This window comes from Dinghuibacter silviterrae (assembly GCF_004366355.1).
Lineage (GTDB): Bacteria > Bacteroidota > Bacteroidia > Chitinophagales > Chitinophagaceae > Dinghuibacter > Dinghuibacter silviterrae.
Genome location: NZ_SODV01000002.1, coordinates 1225736 through 1243348 on the forward strand (window position 1 = coordinate 1225736; position 17613 = coordinate 1243348).

Annotated in this window: 15 protein-coding genes; 9 read left to right on the top strand and 6 right to left on the bottom strand. The window is 56.7% G+C overall.

From position 1 onward, the window contains the following. Window positions 1-31 precede the first annotated feature (31 nt). From EDB95_RS22335 to EDB95_RS22355, 5 genes are all read left to right on the top strand, one after another. On the top strand, window positions 32-3325 hold the full coding sequence (locus EDB95_RS22335; RefSeq protein ID WP_246073765.1) for a VCBS repeat-containing protein: 3294 nt from the start codon (window positions 32-34) through the stop codon (window positions 3323-3325). Further along, window positions 3322-4671 carry a vanadium-dependent haloperoxidase gene (locus EDB95_RS22340; protein WP_246073766.1) on the top strand — a complete coding sequence of 450 codons (1350 nt, stop codon included), beginning with the start codon at window positions 3322-3324 and terminating at the stop codon, window positions 4669-4671. Before EDB95_RS22335 ends, EDB95_RS22340 begins: the two co-directional genes overlap by 4 nt. Before the next feature lie 21 nt (window positions 4672-4692). After that, on the top strand, window positions 4693-6411 hold the full coding sequence (gene poxB / locus EDB95_RS22345) for a ubiquinone-dependent pyruvate dehydrogenase (RefSeq protein WP_133997554.1): 1719 nt from the start codon (window positions 4693-4695) through the stop codon (window positions 6409-6411). 73 nt (window positions 6412-6484) lie between these two features. Continuing rightward, entirely contained in the window at window positions 6485-7078 is a 594-nt protein-coding gene (locus EDB95_RS22350) for a DUF7010 family protein (protein WP_133997557.1), read from the top strand. A gap of 43 nt (window positions 7079-7121) precedes the next feature. Then, window positions 7122-7598: a hypothetical protein gene (locus tag EDB95_RS22355; RefSeq protein WP_133997560.1), complete on the top strand. Its 477-nt coding sequence runs from the start codon at window positions 7122-7124 to the stop codon at window positions 7596-7598. A gap of 36 nt (window positions 7599-7634) precedes the next feature. Here the strand turns inward: EDB95_RS22355 and EDB95_RS22360 are convergent, their stop codons facing one another. From EDB95_RS22360 to EDB95_RS22385, 6 genes are all read right to left on the bottom strand, one after another. After that, entirely contained in the window at window positions 7635-8426 is a 792-nt protein-coding gene (locus EDB95_RS22360) for a universal stress protein (protein WP_133997563.1), read from the bottom strand. A 77-nt stretch (window positions 8427-8503) separates the two neighbouring features. Next, complete coding sequence (locus tag EDB95_RS22365; protein ID WP_133997566.1) at window positions 8504-9556, bottom strand: response regulator; 1053 nt, start codon at window positions 9554-9556, stop codon at window positions 8504-8506. Window positions 9557-9590: 34 nt separating this feature from the next. Continuing rightward, window positions 9591-10712 carry a PAS domain-containing sensor histidine kinase gene (locus EDB95_RS22370; RefSeq protein ID WP_246073767.1) on the bottom strand — a complete coding sequence of 374 codons (1122 nt, stop codon included), beginning with the start codon at window positions 10710-10712 and terminating at the stop codon, window positions 9591-9593. Window positions 10713-10753: 41 nt separating this feature from the next. Beyond that, a complete protein-coding gene (locus EDB95_RS22375; RefSeq protein ID WP_133997572.1) occupies window positions 10754-11803 on the bottom strand; it encodes a baeRF3 domain-containing protein in 1050 nt (349 codons plus the stop codon). Window positions 11804-11814: 11 nt separating this feature from the next. Then, window positions 11815-12033 carry a hypothetical protein gene (locus EDB95_RS22380; RefSeq protein ID WP_133997575.1) on the bottom strand — a complete coding sequence of 73 codons (219 nt, stop codon included), beginning with the start codon at window positions 12031-12033 and terminating at the stop codon, window positions 11815-11817. Then, window positions 12030-12257, bottom strand: coding sequence for a DUF308 domain-containing protein (locus EDB95_RS22385; RefSeq protein ID WP_162852736.1), 228 nt, complete (start codon window positions 12255-12257; stop codon window positions 12030-12032). Before EDB95_RS22385 ends, EDB95_RS22380 begins: the two co-directional genes overlap by 4 nt. 130 nt (window positions 12258-12387) lie before the next feature. On the opposite strand from EDB95_RS22385, the gene hemN reads away from it, so the two are divergent. From hemN to ccoS, 4 genes are read left to right on the top strand one after another with little or no spacing between them, the layout of a single operon-like run. After that, window positions 12388-13770, top strand: coding sequence for an oxygen-independent coproporphyrinogen III oxidase (gene hemN, locus EDB95_RS22390; protein WP_133997580.1), 1383 nt, complete (start codon window positions 12388-12390; stop codon window positions 13768-13770). A 1-nt stretch (window position 13771) separates the two neighbouring features. Then, on the top strand, window positions 13772-15046 hold the full coding sequence (locus EDB95_RS22395) for an acetyl-CoA hydrolase/transferase family protein (RefSeq protein WP_133997583.1): 1275 nt from the start codon (window positions 13772-13774) through the stop codon (window positions 15044-15046). Next, window positions 15043-17433, top strand: coding sequence for a heavy metal translocating P-type ATPase (locus EDB95_RS22400; protein ID WP_133997586.1), 2391 nt, complete (start codon window positions 15043-15045; stop codon window positions 17431-17433). The genes EDB95_RS22395 and EDB95_RS22400 overlap by 4 nt, the downstream gene beginning before the upstream one ends. After that, window positions 17430-17612, top strand: a complete 183-nt coding sequence (gene ccoS, locus EDB95_RS22405; RefSeq protein ID WP_133997589.1) for a cbb3-type cytochrome oxidase assembly protein CcoS — start codon at window positions 17430-17432, stop codon at window positions 17610-17612. Before EDB95_RS22400 ends, ccoS begins: the two co-directional genes overlap by 4 nt. Window position 17613 lies beyond the last annotated feature (1 nt).

Genomic DNA, 17613 nt, shown 5'->3' on the forward strand with positions numbered 1-17613 from the left:
TTTCTGGATAACTTTAGGCGACAGGGCTATCATGGATAGCCTTGTCGCCTCTGCTATGATGAAACGAACGATCTATTTATGGCTGCTGATTACCGTCCACGCCAGGGCGCAGGCACCTTTATTCCAACTGCTCCCGCCCAAAGAAACCGGCATTCATTTCAGCAACGACATCAAGGAAACCGAAGACCTGAATGTGTTGTCTTACGAGTACTTCTATAATGGAGGCGGGGTAGCCGTAGGTGACATCAACAACGACGGGCTGCCGGACCTGTTTTTTACGGCCAACAGCAAACCCTGCAAGCTGTTCCTCAACCTGGGCGGGATGAAATTCAAGGACATCACCCGCGAAGCGGGCGTGGAGGGCCGGCCGGGCGGTTGGAAAACGGGTGTGACCATGGCGGACGTCAACGGAGACGGGTTGCTGGACATCTATATATGTTATTCGGGTAAAGATTCGAGCAAAAGGGGCAACCAGCTTTTCATCAACCAGGGTAACCTTCATTTTACCGAACAGGCCGCGGCCTATGGGTTGAATGATTCGGGGTACTGCACCCAGGCGGCTTTTTTTGACTATAACCACGACGGCTACCTTGACCTCTTCCTGTTGCGGCATAGCGTAAAGAAGATCGACAATATGGAGCTGGCCACCCACCGGGGCGAAATCGATCCGCTCGCGGGGGACAAGCTGTATGAGAACAGGGGTGGACATTTTGTGGACGTGTCGCAAAAGGCCGGTTTGCGTCAAAGCCCGCTCACGTATGGCCTGGGGATCGCAATCGCCGACGTCAATATGGACGGATGGCCGGATGTCTATGTCACCAACGATTACAATGAACCCGACTATCTCTACCTGAACAACCACGACGGTACCTTCACCGATGCCGCGGCTTCTTCCTTCCGCCACCTGGCGCAGTTTTCGATGGGCGTGGACGTGGCCGACATCAATAACGATGCCCTTCCGGACGTGCTCAACCTCGACATGTTGCCGGAAGATAACCGGCGGCAGAAACTTTTACAGCTGCAAGAGAACTACGAGTCCTTTCAACTGATGATCAACCAGGGGCTGCAACCGCAATATATGCGGAACATGCTGCAACTCAACAACGGCGACGGCACCTTTAGCGAAATCGGTCAACTCGCCGGGATCGCGGCCACCGACTGGAGCTGGTGTCCCCTGATCGCGGATTTCGACAACGACGGCTTCAAGGATATTTTTATCACCAACGGGTATCTGCGGGACTATACCAATAAGGACTTTCTCCGGTACTGGGGGGACTACAAGATCCGGAAGGCGATCGACCGGGAGCCGGAAAAGCTGATGGACCTTATACAAGCCATGCCCTCCTCGACCCTGAAGAAATACATTTTCCGGAACAACGGCGACCTCACCTTTACGAATATGCAAGGACCCTGGGGGATCACCCAGGCCGCGGTATCTTCGGGCGCGGTGTATGCCGACCTCGACGGCGACGGCGACCTGGACCTCGTTGTCAATAATGTGAACAACGACGCGTTCGTGTATAAGAACCTGGCCAGCGAGCAGGGGCGCGGTCACTGGCTGGGGGTGCGGCTGAACGGGACGGGTGGGAATACCGCCGCGATCGGCGCCAAGGTCTTCGCCTATGCAGGTGGCACGGTACAATATGTCGAAGTGAATCCCGCGCGGGGCTATCTGGGTTGTGTGCCTGCGGAGGCGCATTTCGGATTTGGGAAGGTGACGACTGCCGATTCCGTGGTCATCGTCTGGCCGGATGGGAACCGGCAGACGTTGACGCAGGTGGCGTTGGACCGGAGCCTCAGCCTTAAGGAGGAGCCGCCAGCGGTTGCAGTCGCCACGGCAACGCCGGTCCCGGCAAAGGGGAAGCCCGTGTTTACTGCCGTCCCCGCGCCGATCGACTATACCCAATCAGGTTTCGGCGACAACGACTTCAAGCGACAGCTCCTGATGCTGTTCATGTACTCCCGCACGGGCCCCGTGCTCGCCAAAGCGGATGTCAATAAGGATGGACTGGAAGACCTTTTTATCAGCGGGGGCAAAGACCGCCCCGGCATGCTCTACCTGCAACAACCGGGCGGAAAGTTCAAGGCCGGACAGCCCATCTCGTATGAGGATTCTTCCACCGTGTCCGCGGCGGCATTTTTCGACGCCAACGGCGATGGGTGGCCGGATCTGTATGTTGGTATGGGCGGCTATTCTCTTTGGGACCCCCACACACCCGCTCTCCAGGACGTGTTATGGCTGAACGACGGCAAGGGTGGTTTTTATAGCGCGGACGGCGCTTTGCCCGACCTTAGTGCCTGTAGCAAGTCCTGCGTCCGTCCCTGCGACTATGACGGGGATGGGGATATGGACCTCTTTGTCGGTGGCCGGGTTATTCCCGGGCAATACCCGTTGTGTCCCACCAGTTACCTGCTGACCAACGACGGCAAGGGCCATTTTACCGTGACCCCAACCCCGTTCGATCACGTCGGCATGGTCACCGACGCGCAATGGATCGATCTGGACGGAGACGGACGAAAGGACCTGATCCTCTGTGGCGAATTCATGCCGGTCATGGTTTTTATGAATACACCCTCCGGGTTTGTCGACAAAACGGCCGATTACTTCGGGAAACCGCAGCCCGGGTTTTGGAACACCCTCACCTTAGCCGATGTCGATGGGGACGGCAAACCCGACCTCATCGCGGGCAACCTCGGTCTGAACAGCTGTATCAAGATCTCCCCCCAGGAACCGGCCGAGTTATATTATGCAGACTTCGACCACAACGGATCGATCGATCCTTTTTTCAATTTCTATATCCAGGGTGTCAGTTACCCTTTCGTCAGCCGGGATGAACTCAATGAACAGATCTATCCCATGCGCAAAAAGTTTGCGTCCTATAAAGACTATTCCAACGCCACAATGAAGGATATTTTCAGCCCCGAAGAACTTGCCAAGGCTGGAAAATGGACGGCGACCGAGAACCGGACCCTATGCTGGCTGAACAAGGGGGATCATTTTACGCCGGTGGCATTACCGGTCCAGGCACAGTTCGCACCGGTCACCCGGATCATCCAGGGAGACTTCAACGGCGACGGGCACACCGACCTCTTGCTGCTGGGCAATCATTCCGACAACCGTCTGAAATTGGGCAGCATCGATGCCAACTACGGTATCCTGCTGGAAGGCGACGGCCGGGGCGGTTTCCGGTATGTGCCACAGCCCGCCTCGGGGCTTTCGGTCAAGGGAGATGTAAAGTCGGCGGAGCAGATGATGATCGGCGGGAAGAACCTGCTGCTGATCGGGATCGCCGACGGTGCGTTACAATTTTATACGATATTATGATGAGGAAAAATATAGGGTTGTTGTTCCTGGCGGTGGGGCATCTTTGCCAGGCGCAGAATGGGAAGGAAAAAGTATTGACGGATTATCTCCGCCCGGCCGTTTTCTCCCTGACGATGGTGATGGTGCACGATGTTGTCAATCCACCGGCTGCCTGCAGGTACTATACCTACGCCATGCTGGGTGCCTACGACCTGGTGTCGGCCCACGATACGGCCATCGCCCGTCCGTCCGGGTTTATCCAGGGTTTCCCCAAAGGGGAGCCGGATGCGGGGTACGATTATAAAGTCGCCGCGGCCTTTTCCATCCTGGAAACCGGACGCCTGATGCTGCCCTCCGGCTACCGGTTGGAAGACGAAGAGCAGAAGTTCGTAGAACTGCTGAAGAAACAAAAATGGCCGCAGGACATCATCGACCGGTCGCTGGAAGCCGGCCGTAAGGCCAGCGCCAGGGTCGTTGCCTGGTCCAAGGGCGATCACTACAATCTGTTGAGTGCGAAATTGCGGTACACACCGAAGCGGACGGATTCGACGTGGTATCCGACCCCCCCGGCATACATGGAGGCCGTGGAACCCAATTGGCGCATCATCCGGCCGGTGTTTATCGATTCGGCGGATCAATTTATTCCGCCTCCTCCCGTTTCGTTTAGCAAGGACAGCGCCAGTACGTTCTACCATTTGGCAAGGGCAGTATACGACGTCAGCAAGGACACCGGCGCGTTGTCGCTCCGGGAGCGGACGATCGCCAGCTTCTGGGACTGCAATCCCTTCGCCATAGCGACCTCCGGGCACATGATGATCGGGCTCAAAAAAATAAGCCCCGGCGGACACTGGATGGAGATCGCCGGTATCGCGTCCAGCGCCGCCGGATTGGATTTCGATCATACCATACAGGTACAAACCCTGGTAGCGGCCACGATGATGGATGCTTTCATCAGTTGCTGGGATGAGAAATACCGGACCAACCGGATCCGGCCGGAGACATACATCAACCGGTACATCGACGTCCAATGGCACCCCCTTTTGCAAACCCCGCCTTTCCCGGAATATACCAGCGGTCACAGCGTCGTTTCCACGGCAGCGGCGGAAGTACTCACCTATCTGTTGGGACAGCAACTCGACTACACCGATGACGCGGAGCGGCTTTTCGACATTCAACCCCGCCGTTTTCATTCCTTCCGGGATGCCGCCGCGGAAGCCGCCATATCCCGGTTTTATGGGGGCATCCACTACCTGGACTCCATTGTCAACGGGCAGGTGGAAGGCAAAGCCCTCGCCGCGTATGTGGTGGCGTTGCTGGCAAAGGCCGGTGTGCGGCCGCTGCGGATGTCCGGATTAGCCGTAAATTAGGCGGACCAAACACCACTAACCATGAAGATCGCAAAAATGATCGTGGACACCCTGGCAGACGCGGGGGTGACCCGGTTGCACGGGCTGGTCGGCGACTCCGCCAACGCCATCGCCAACGAGATCAGGGAAAGCAAGCGCCTCCGCTGGCTGCACTACCGTCACGAGGAAGCCGCGGCCTTCGCCGCCGGGGCGGAAGCGCAGCTGACCGGCCGGCTGGCGGTGTGCATCGGCAGCTGCGGTCCCGGAAATATGCACCTGATCAACGGTCTTTATGACGCACACCGCAGCTATGCCCCGGTGCTGGCGATCGCCACCCACATTCCCAGCACGGAAATCGGCACCGGCTATTTCCAGGAAACCGATCCCAAGGCCCTCTTTAATGGTTGCAGTCACTATTGCGAGCTGGTGTCCTCTGGCGCACAAATGCCCCGCATTTTGCAAACGGCGATGCAGCATGCAGTCGGGCGCGGAGGCGTAGCGGTCATCGTTCTCTCGGGTGATGTCGCGCTTGAAGAGGTGGAATTTCCGAAGCTGCGCCATCCGTTGCTCCTGCAACAACCCGTGATCCGTCCTTCCGACCGGGAATTGTCGGCGCTTGCCGGATTGCTGAACGGACATGACCGGGTCACGCTTTTGTGCGGCGCGGGTTGCCGGGATGCGCACGACGAAGTGCTGGCCCTTTGCGGGAAGCTCCAATCTCCGGTGGTCACTGCGTTGAGGGGCAAGCAATATGTAGAATACGATAATCCCTATGACGTAGGTCTTACAGGCCTGATCGGTTATCGCAGCGGTTATGAGGCAATGGAAAGGTGCGAAGTACTGCTGATGCTGGGAACGGATTTCCCCTATAAGGATTTTTATCCGTCCGATGCGGCCATCGTCCAGATCGACTGCCGGGCGGAGAACTTAGGGAGGCGCGCGGCGATCCGGACCGGCCTGGTCGGGGATATACGGGAAACACTGAGCGCATTGCTGCCGTTGGTAGAGGATAAAAAGGACACTGCGCACCTGGAGCATTGCACAAAAGAGTACAGCCGGATACGCGGGCAGCTTGATAAAAAAGCCGATCCCGGGCGGAGCGATACGATCGTCTATCCCGAATACCTCGTGGCCGAGCTGAGCCGCACGGCGGCGGATAACGCCATTTTCACCTGTGACGTAGGTACACCCACTGTATGGGCGGCACGCTACCTGCAGATGAAGAAAGGCCGGAACCTGTTGGGGTCCTTCAACCATGGAAGTATGGCCGGTGCTATGCCCCAGGCCATCGGTGCCCAGTTCTGTTATCCGGAAAGACAGGTGATTTCCCTGTCCGGTGACGGAGGGTTTAGCATGCTGATGGGAGACCTGCTCACGATCCGGCAATACCAGCTCCCGGTAAAGATCGTCGTGTTCAATAATGGCCAGTTGGGTTTTGTCGCGCTGGAGATGAAAGTGCAGGGCTATCCGCCCTTTGGCACAGACCTGGATAATCCGGATTTCGCGGCCATGGCGGAAGCCATCGGAATCAGAGGGATGTCAGTAAAAACACCGGACCGCGTGACACCGGCCATTGCAGAGGCGCTTGCCCATCCCGGACCGGTTTTGCTGGACGTATATGTAAACCCTTCGGAATTGAGCATGCCCCCCACCGTTAAGTTGGAGCAGGCAAAAGGATTCAGTCTCTATATGTACCGGCAGATCCTCGACGGGAATATCGGGGAAGTGGTGGATACTGTAAAAACGAATTTCCTGAAATAAGAGGTGTATTTTAATCCGTTTTTAATCCCGCCCCCGTCTGTGGTTGCCGATGTCTTCTTAATTTCAGGGGGATATGACAACCAACCAACCCACGAGGCTCGACGTCGAGGCGGCCAGGGGCGAAATCTTCCACATGATCCTGTTCGCCATGGCCTGGGTGATGATCGGGGAATACGCCCTGGATTTTAAGGACTATGCGGCCGCCGCCGTGCTGGTCATCGTCGCCGTGGTGATCCTGGCCCTGCACTCGATCCGGTTGTATACCCTTGAAGACAGGCTCCCGGATGCCGAAGTGGGGGTGGACCCCTTGGAGCGAAAGCAGAAAAGACGCACCCGTCTTTATGCCCTTCTGCTCATCGCGGAGGGCATAGCGATTATGATTACCTGGATGGTCGTTGTCCATTTGGGGCGCCGTGATTGGCTGGTACCGGGGTTTGCACTGGTGGCCGGGTTGCACTTCTTTCCGCTCGCGCGGGTCATCCGGTTGAACAGTTACTATTTATTGGGTGCCTGGATCTGTGTGCTGGCCGTGGCCGTGTACGTGCTCGAAGTCACAGGCTACCTACCCGATGAGGGCGGCAGTGCATTGATCGCCTACGGCTGTGCGGCCGGCGCTATTGTAGACGGGGCGTGGATCGTAGCGAGGAGTATGCAGAAAATCCATTAGTGGCATGGATGTTGCTAAAGCGAGGGTGTAAACACTCACTACTATGAAGGGAATTTTTGTCGCCGCCTTGCTTACAGGGGGCTTCTTCACCGCACACGCCCAGGTGCAGTTTTCGGTCAATATCGGTCTTCAGCCCTCCTGGGGGCCCGTGGGGTATAGCCACGTGGAATATTATTACATGCCGGACATCGATGCCTACTATTGCGTCCCAAGACACCAGTATGTGTACATGGATGGGGGACAATGGGTATTTGCGCCCGCTTTGCCCCGCCGTTTTGGTGGCTATGACGTATACAGGGGATACAAGGTAGTCATCAACGATCCCGAACCTTACCGGCACTGTGACGAATACCGCGAGCGGTACCGGCGTTACCGGGGTTGTTACGGCCAGCAGGTCGTCATCCGCGACCATCATCATGAAGAAGGACGAGAGGATGAATACGATCACCATTGGGAAGGAGACGATCACCCGCATGGACACGCCTGGGGTCATTATAAGCACGACCGCGGTGACGACTAAGCATAATAGAAACCCTGGGGAGCCCCCGGGGTTTTTTTATGCCTCGTGCAGGCTCAATATGGGGACAGGACTGTGCCTGGCCAGTTTCCGCGACTGGCTGCTGTGGAATTCGATAAAACGGTGTTTTTTGGGAAAAACGATAACCAGGTCGGCGGGGTGATTGCCTAAGTATTCGAAAAGCCCTTCTTCCACGCGGGTGTGATGGACGAGGTGCAGTTCCGGGTGGAGTGCTTGCAGTGCCTTGTTCAGTTCCACGGGCGCGGTCCCGCCGTTCTCTATGGTAACGATATGGATATGGGCGTCAAAACGCTTTTGCCATTCTTTCAGCAGCGGCAGGGAGTGGGGGAGGCCGGAGGTTAGGTCGCCGGTATCGCACGCCAGCACGATGTCCTGGAAACGGTGGAAGGGCACCTGCTCGGGCACCACGAGGACGGGAAACGGCAAGTGTAATAAGGAGCCCACCGGGCTGCCGCCGATGGCCTTTTCGAACGAGGGGCCCGATGCCCCGAGGATAACGGCATAAGGACATAACCGGTTGCAGAGCGTTTCGACCTGTCCGTATACGGTACCGGTCTCGACGTGTGTATGGATCGGAATTTTGTTATGGGTGCGCCGGATAAGATCGATTTGTATGGCCTTGATAAAGGTGTTGGCGGAGTCCACCATCATATCGTAGGCATACTGCGTCATTTCCGGTGTGGTAAAGGGCGGGGTGACCACGTGGATCAGGTGGATTTCCCCGTCGGTCAACAGGGCGAGTTCTGCCGCGTAATGGGCGGCACAGGCGGCACAGCCGGAAAAGTTGACGGGGACGACGATGGGCTTCATAACATGTTGTTTTTACGAAGCTACCAGGCTTCGCCCGTGCTGCTTATGACAGCAGTGGGCGGGCGGGATGACAATCGTCAGTACAACAGGTTTTCGAGCTTTGATACATCCGTGATCCGGATCTTCCCATCCGTGATGTCGATGAGTTTTTCCGACTTGAAGTCGCTCAGGGTACGGATAAGGGACTCCGTGGCCGTACCGACGTATTGGGCGATGTCTTCCCGCGACATGGAGAGGGACTTGCCGGGTTCTCCCGCGAATTTGTGGTGTATATCCAGGAGGCCCCGGGCAATGCGTTTGCGCAAGGATCCGTAGGCAAGGCTGAGCAACCTTTCTTCCTTCTCCCGGACGTTCCGGGCGATGAGTTGGATGAACCGGGCCGACACCTGCATGTCGCGGTAAATGGCCTCCAGGAATTCTTCCCGGGGGAAAAGGGCCAGTTCGGCGTCTTCGAGGACAATGGCGTTGTCCTCATAGGATTTGTTCTCCAGGAGCGGCAGGTAACCGATGTAGTCGCCGGGAACGTATAGATTGGTGATGTATTCCTTCCCGTCTTCATTGATGCGGAAAGCCTTTACTTTCCCGCTTTTCAGGAGGTAGAGGTATTTGGGGCGCTTCCCTTCCTGGTACAGCGACATCTTCCTGGAGAGCTCCAGGGTTTCAGAGGTGGAGGCGTCCAGGTGGATGACACCGGAGGCGCTGAGGTCGGCGATCATCTCGCTGCCGCCTTTTTCGTCCCCGGCATATTTGCCGTGCAGGATGTCGTACTTTTTAAGGCGGATGTCGATGGCGTTGAGGAGCTCGATGTCGTCGAACGGTTTGGTGATATAATCATCGGCGCCCATTTCCATGCCCTTCCGGAAGTCCGCACGCTCGGTTTTTGCCGTCAGGAAAATAAAGGGAATATCCCGGGTGGCTTCGTTTTTGCGAAGCAGGTGCAGGACGCCATAGCCGTCGAGCTCGGGCATCATGATATCGCAGATGACCAGTTCCGGCGGCTGTTGCAGGGCCAGCTCCACCCCTTTTTTGCCATTGGGCGCCGTGACGACGTGATATCCTCCCAGCATCAGGATTTCTGCCGTGTTTTCCCGGATGTCGTCGTGGTCATCGATAACGAGCAGCCGCCTCATGTTATGTTGCTGATTTTGCGTCAAACTACAGAATTTATATAGGTTTACCAAGGGGCAACTGGACCAGGACCGACGTCCCCTTACCCAGCGTGCTTTCGATCCGGATGCTGCCGCCCAGGAGGTCGGCATATCTCCGTACGATGTGCAGGCCAAGACCTGTTCCTGCAATGTTCAGTGCGTTGGCCCCACGGAAAAAGCTGCTGAAGAGGTGTTGCTGGTCGGCTTCGGATATACCGATACCGGTGTCGCGCACGGCGATACAAAGCTGCCCCGCTCCTTTGTCTTCCGCGTCCAGGTAAATGGATGAATTTTCGGGGCTGAACTTCACCGCGTTGCTCAAAAGGTTGATCAGGATGTTTTTCAAAAGACGCTTGTCCGTGAAGAGCTGCAGGTCACCGTTGCAGCGGCAATGGATCGTCTGACCCGGTTTGGCGAACGACTGCATTTCCTCGGTGACCTCTTCGAGGAAGTCCCGGAGCAGGAATCCGGCTGACTCCGGTTTGACCTTGCCTTCCTCCAGACGGCCCAGGGACAAAAAATCCTCCAATAGGTTGTTGAGGTGTTTGACGGCGTCCGTTTGTTTTTTAATATGCCTGTCCCTTTTATCCTGGTCTTCGGTTTTCGTATACCGCGAGAGGAGGTTGGCCGAAGAAAGAATGGTACTCAAAGGGGTCCTGAATTCGTGGGAAGCCATCGAGACAAACCTCGATTTGATCTCGTTGATTTCTTTCTCCTTGTCCAGGGCGACCTTCAACTCGGCCTGCGACTTTTCCAGCTCCTGCAGCGCTTTACGGGAGGTGATGTCGACGATAAAGGCAATGACATACAGCGCCCCTTTTTCCTTGTAATAACTAAGACTAACCTCCACAGGGAATTCCGTATCGTCTTTTTTCATGGCGTAAAGATCACGCCCGCTGCCCATGACCCGGTTGCCGGGATGGTGGTAGAAGTGTTGACGATCCGTGGCGTGCCTGGGATGGAACCGGTGGGGGATAAGCACGTCGATGGATTGCCCGGGCAGTTCTTCGGGCTCATACCCGAACATTTTGATGGCAGCCGGGTTGAGCAGTACGATCCGCCCTTGCTCATCCGTCAGGATGATCCCCTCGGTCGCGTGCTCGAAAACGGCTTTGAACTGTTGCTGATCGGTTTCCACGGTACCGTTTTTGTGTACCGTGCAAATATAATCGATTGACGTTAGTAATAACGAACGAGCGCAACACCCCCAAAGTCCTTCAACTGCCCGTCTTCTACCCATTCCACCCTTCCCCCGCAGGCCAGGACCTTTTCGATGATGTCGTCGATGGGATCGGCTATGTAAAAAGGACCATGGAGACGAGCGACCTGACCCTGACCCTGACCGGCGCCGGTATAATTTTTTTCAACGATCAACAGGCGGCCGTTGCGGGCGCCTATGTTCTTCCGGATAGCCTCGATGCCGGTGGTCAGTTTGCCCATTTCCAAGGCCAGTTCCAGGTGTTTCATGGCCATTTGCTGACGGACCGTTTGCCAGTTGTCCAGGTAGGGTTGAAGGAGACCGGCCAGTTCGGTTGCTGTTAACCCGATACCGTTTTTATGGATGCAGGCGGCGATCTGCCTGTTGTTGCGGGTGAGCGCAGCAAAGTGCCCCACCACTTTATCCGTACCGATGACAAAAACGGGTAACGGCCATGCGTCCAGCATCATGGAAAGCCCCTGGTCCATCTGCCGGAGGAATTTGTCGAGCAGTTGGTCCTTGGGGACAGGGGGACACTCATTGTCCAGGGCTTCGTGTGGTAAGGAATGGCAAATATTGTCCTTGATCAGTGTCCACCGGGTGCCGTCGCAATGAAACATTTTGGAAAGCCGCCCACTCAGCAACAAGACCAGGTAAGGGACTTTCGTATTCCGTGTTTCCGCCAGGTCCCGCATACGGAACCCGCTATCCACGAGAACCCTGGTGTCTGTGTCCATGTCCAGGTATAAGGCCTTGCCAAAGTCGGCGGAGGCAAACAGCGCCAGGCTTTTCCTATGGGTGGCGTAGTTGAGGTCGCCTGCCAGCCGGCGCAGTTGCTGGAGGACGGGTAACGCCGTTTGACCGGAGTGGGTGGCCAGGACCTGCTTTTCGGCCTGTGCAAGGGCTGCCTTGACGGAGGCTTCCAAGAGGCTTTTGGGGGTCATGGCCGGTTCGAACGGAAGGACGACAACAACAGAGGGGGCACGTTCCGGGATGCCCAGGCAAGGTGCCGGTTGACTGAGGGTCTTCATATATCATGATATTAATAAGGAAGGTGACGATGGGCCGGGGTCCGGAAGAAATCATAGAAGTAAAGCAACCCGAGGGTCCAACCAACGACGCTTATAAATCCGCTGATTCCCAGCGGTTTTCCAATCGGGTCATTGGGTAAGAAAATGGCGAAGGCGAGCAGCAACAACCCCGCGATGAAATCCCCGCTTAACCCCCGGATGTTTTTGGCCAGCGCCAGCGAGGCGATCATTTATCCACCACGCTTTCCGCCATCCGCCAGTTCCTTTCCCTCCGGCTGCTGTCGGACGCGAAACAGAGGGAGAGCCACAGGATGCCGTCCAGGAAGAGGGCGATCCCGGAATATTGGACGATCACCACATAGGTGACCGAGGGGCTGATCGAGGCGAAGATGCCCAGGGCAAGCCAGAAGGTGCCTGCGATCAGAAGCAATTTCGTTATATCGAACTTTTTCATGACGGGCAATTTTATACCTCGAAATAACATCCTTAAAAAAACGGGGGCAATGACGGGAATCATAGGATGGGTTGACTGTCGTCAGGGTGTACAGCCGGCTTCCCGAATAGTTTTGATGAAAATTTCCGATATGGACCTGTCCCTGGCCGAAAAGTACAACCTCCCGGTGCCCCGGTATACAAGTTATCCCACCGTTCCTTTCTGGAAAGAAGGCCTGGATACGGACGCCTGGAGGGCTAATGTCGCGGAGGGGTTGGGTGCATCTAAGGGGATCAGTTTGTACATACACCTGCCCTTCTGTGAATCTTTATGCATCTATTGCGGGTGCAACAAAAAGATCACGACCAATCACAAAGTCGAGGAGGAATACATCGACGCGGTCCTGGCCGAATGGGCGCAATACCTGGACCTGTCCGGGAAGGTCCCGGTGATCCGGGAACTCCATTTGGGCGGGGGAACGCCGACCTTTTTCAGCCCGGACAACCTGGAACGGCTGATCAATGGGATACTGTCGAGGGCCGTCGTGCACCCCGACCATAGCTTTAGCCTGGAAGGCCACCCGAACAATACCACCAGGGCACACCTGGACCGTCTGTATGGTTTGGGTTTCCGCCGGATCAGTTTTGGCGTGCAAGACCTGAACCGTGAAGTCCAGGAGCGCATCCACCGCCTGCAACCCTTCGAAAACCTGGTGCGCGCCAACGGAGATGCGCGTTGCGCAGGTTTTGACGCGGTCAATTTCGACCTGATCTACGGGTTGCCGCTCCAGACGCTCCAGCGCCTGGCACACACGATCGAATGGTCCGTGGCATTGTCGCCGGACCGGCTCGCATTGTACAGCTATGCCCACACGCCCTGGCTGAATTGTTCGCAACGGTTGATCGACGAGAAGGAACTCCCCACTCCCGCCGACAAGCTGGCTTTGTATGAACAGGGCACGCACTGGCTGGAAGCCCTGGGGTACACCAATATCGGGATGGACCATTTCGCCAAAGCATCCGATGCGCTTTTTCTTGCCTGGAAGGCCGGGCGCCTTCACCGGAATTTTATGGGGTATACCACCCAGGCCACAGGCATGCTGCTGGGGCTGGGCGTTTCGGCGATCAGCGATACGGGTACCGCCTTTGCGCAAAACGACAAAGCCCTGGAGGGCTACTACCGGTCGGTGCGCGCCAAAAGTTCCGCGGTGCGCAAGGGCTATTTCCTTAGCGAAGGAGACCGGGTTTTCCGGAGGCACATCCTGGATATGGCCTGTAAGGGAAGGACGGTCTTCGACCCCGCATGGGCAGCCGTCTATGAAGAATGGACGATCCCGATTTTACGCGGGATGGAGACCGACGGGTTGATAACGCTGAGTGACAACGAAGTCTGTCTTACGGAAAAAGGGCGCCCCTTCCTCCGGCACGCCTGCAAGGCCTTCGACCTTCACCTTTTATACGACGAGAAGTTCCGGGGGATCCTGGCTTGCGGAAAAGCGGCGCAGTATGGAAAAACCTTTAGCAACGCTATATAATATGGAAAAGGGTACATATATGCCGGCGAAAGATGCGCTGGCGATAGTGCAAAGCGGTGACCGGGTGTTTATACACGGCAGCGCCGCGACCCCCACGCACCTGGTAAAAGCCTTGTTGGATAGATACCAGGAACTCCGGGAAGTCGAATTGGTCAGCATCACCACGATGGGTGACCTGGACTTCGACAATCCGCTTTATAGAGAAAGCTTTTTCTTCAATTCGCTGTTTGTTTCCGCCAGCACCAGGAAAGTAGCCAACAGCCTGGGCGGGGACTACGTCCCAGTGTTCCTGAGCGAGATCCCCCAGTTGTTCAAACGCGGGATACTGCCCCTGGACGTTGCCTTAATACAGGTGTCCCCCCCGGACGCCCATGGCTTCTGCAGCCTGGGCACCTCAGTGGACATCGCGCGCTCCGCGGTCGATCACGCCTCTTGCGTGATCGCGCAGGTCAACCCGCGGATGCCCAGAACGCACGGCGATGGTTTTGTCCACGTCCGGGATATCGACGCCCTGGTCACCCACGAGGAGGAACTACCGGAAATGAGATACGACGGGGGAGGGGAGATCGTCGAGAAGATCGGCGCCCACATTGCCGGGTTGATCGAGGACGGGGCTACCCTTCAGTTGGGGATCGGGAATATCCCCGACCAGGTGTTGAAGAACCTCACAGGTCACAAAGACCTGGGTTTACATACCGAAATGATGTCGGACGGGGTCATTCCGCTGATCCGGTCGGGCGTCATCAACAACCGCCGGAAAAAGCTCAACCCCGGGCGGAACGTGACGGCCTTTATGAACGGTACCCGGGCCTTGTTCGATTTTGTCGACGACAACCCCGAGATACGGGTCATGGACATCGGGTATGTGAACGATACGAGCGTGATCCGGCAAAACCCGAAAGTGACCGCGATCAACAGCGCCATAGAGATCGACCTCACCGGACAGGTGTGCGCGGACAGTATGGGTACCTACCAATACTCGGGCATCGGCGGCCAGATGGACTTTATCCGTGGCGCTTCCTTGTCCGAAGGGGGACTGCCGATCATCGCGCTACCCTCCGTAACCTCAAAGGGGATTTCAAGGATCGTGCCCTTTCTTCAGCAAGGCGCCGGTGTGGTCACGACCCGGGGCCACGTGCATTGGATCGTCACGGAATACGGGAAAGTAGACCTTTTTGGAAAAAACCTGAAGCAAAGGGCGCTTTCCCTCATAGAGCTGGCGCACCCGGATCACCGGGAGTGGCTGGACAAGGCATTTGCAAAACGGTTCGGATGAAGACTACTTTAATAAGCTGCATGCACTGCGGCGAAGATTGTCCCCCCGAACCCGTGAGGGTGGGGGACCTCGCCTTTTGTTGCGAAGGTTGCCGGATGGTGTACCAGTTGCTGGATCGAAACGGGCTTTGTACCTATTATAATTTAAACGAGCGGCCTGGGGTCAACCGGCGGATACCGGTACGGGAGGATAAATTCGCCTTTCTCGACGACGCCGGAGTTGCCGGCGGATTGGTCGATTTTTCCAGCGACACCGAAACGCATGTCCGGTTTTACCTGCCGGCCATCCATTGCAGCAGCTGTCTTTACCTGCTGGAACACCTGCATAAGCTGGAGGAGGGGATCAGCCTTTCCCGGGTGGATTTTGCCGCCAGGGAGGTGTCGGTGGTGTTCGATCCAAAACGGATGTCCCTGAGGAAACTGGCAGAATTGCTGACTTCCTTAGGGTACGAGCCCTATATCAGCCTGAAGGATTGGGGTGGGAAAAAGGCACCGGTGTCGAAGGGCCTGATCTATCAATTGGGTGTCGCCGGTTTTTGTTTTGCCAACATCATGCTCATCAGTTTCCCGGAATACCTGGGGCTGGACCATACAGAACCGGCCATCCGGTCGGTTTTCCGTTTTCTTAACCTGCTGGTTTCGCTGCCGGTGGTGTTGTACGCCGCACAACCGTTTTATATATCCGCGTGGAAAGGACTCCGGCATCGTTTTCTCAACATCGACGCCCCCATCGTGCTCGCGATTGCCGTGACCTTCGGCCGGAGCCTTTGGGAAGTGTGGACGGGCCATGGTTCCGGCTATTTCGACAGCCTGACGGGCATCGTCTTTTTTATGTTGCTGGGGAGGGTGTTGCAGGACAAGACCTACCGCCAGCTTTCCTTTGACCGGGACTATACATCCTATTTCCCCGTGGCGGTCACAGTCCTGGTGGATGGGGCGGCCACGGTAAAAACCATGCCCGCTATCCGGGCGGGGGATACCCTAAAGATCCACAGCGGAGAATTGATCCCGGCCGACGGTATCCTCACCCGGGGCCGGGCGTCGATTGACTATAGTTTTGTGACGGGAGAATCCACGCCGGTCGACAAAAGCGTGGGCGAATTGTTATACGCCGGTGGCCGCCAGGAAGGTGGGGCGATCGAGTTGTTGGTCGTGCGGGAGGTGGCGCAAAGCTACCTCACGCAGTTGTGGAACCGGAAAGGGCGCGCCGGCAGTAAGGTGTCCTTTGTCCACCCGCTGGCCCGTTATTTTACCTATATCGTCCTGTCAATTGCCGCCGGGGCAGCGTTGTACTGGATGGGACACGACCCGTCACGGATCTGGAACACCGTGACGGCGGTGCTGATCGTCGCCTGTCCCTGTGCGCTCCTGCTCTCCAGCACTTTTACAAACGGGAACCTGTTGCGCATCCTGGGACGGAACCACTTTTACCTCCGAAATGCCGAAGTGATCGAGCGCATAGCGGGCGTCGACCATATCGTTTTCGACAAAACGGGAACGCTGACAGCGCCGGGTGGCCAGGCCATGACCTGGACCGGCGAGGCGTTGAGCGAGGACGACCGGCGCCGGGTAGCTACCCTGGCGGCCCAGTCTGCCCACCCGTTGAGCCGGGCGCTGGCCCGGGAATTACAGGCAGGAGTGGCTTGTTCGGTATTGGGGTTCGAGGAGCACCCGGGAGCGGGCATCAAGGGGTTCGTTGATGGAGAACACCTATTGCTTGGGTCCGCAGAATTTGTGGGCACAACCGCGGCCCCAGTCTCCGCTCAGGGCTCGCGTGTCTATGTTTCCATCAACAGCCGCGTCGCTGGTTTTTTCGAGTGGACCAGCCCCTACAGGGCAGGCCTGCACGATCTGGTGGCCACTCTGCAACACAATTACACCCTCTCCGTCCTCTCCGGAGACAACGATCGGGAGAAAGAACGCCTGGCAGCCCTGTTGGGCCCCGCCGCCCGTCTTCACTTCCACCAGACACCGAAAGGAAAGGTAAACTACATCCGCCGCCTACAGGCCGAAGGCGACCGGGTCATGATGATCGGTGACGGTCTCAATGACGCGGGTGCGCTGGAACGAAGCGACGCCGGCATCGCCCTCACGGACGACTGCAACAACTTCACCCCCGCCAGCGACGCCATATTAAGGTCAGACCAGATACAGAAACTCCCGGCTTTTATCCGGCTTTGCCGCTCGGGGAAGCACATCATCCTGGCGAGTTTTATCCTGTCCGTCCTGTATAACCTGGCCGGTTTGTCTTTTGCCGTTAGCGGGGCACTGTCTCCTATGGTCGCGGCCATCCTGATGCCCTCCAGTTCCCTGACGATCCTGCTCGTTACGTATGGATCCAGCAGTCTTACCGCCAAGGTGTTGAAACTTTATAAAACATCGCTATGAGTGTCATCATTTTGTTACTGATCGCCAGTCTTTCCGTGGCACTTCTTTTTCTTGGCGCTTTTATCTGGGGCGTAAGGACGAAACAGTTCGACGACGGTTATGCGCCCCCGTTGCGTATGCTGTTCGACGACGAGTTGCCGGACCCACACGAGAAGGAAACCAAACCATCAAATACATAAT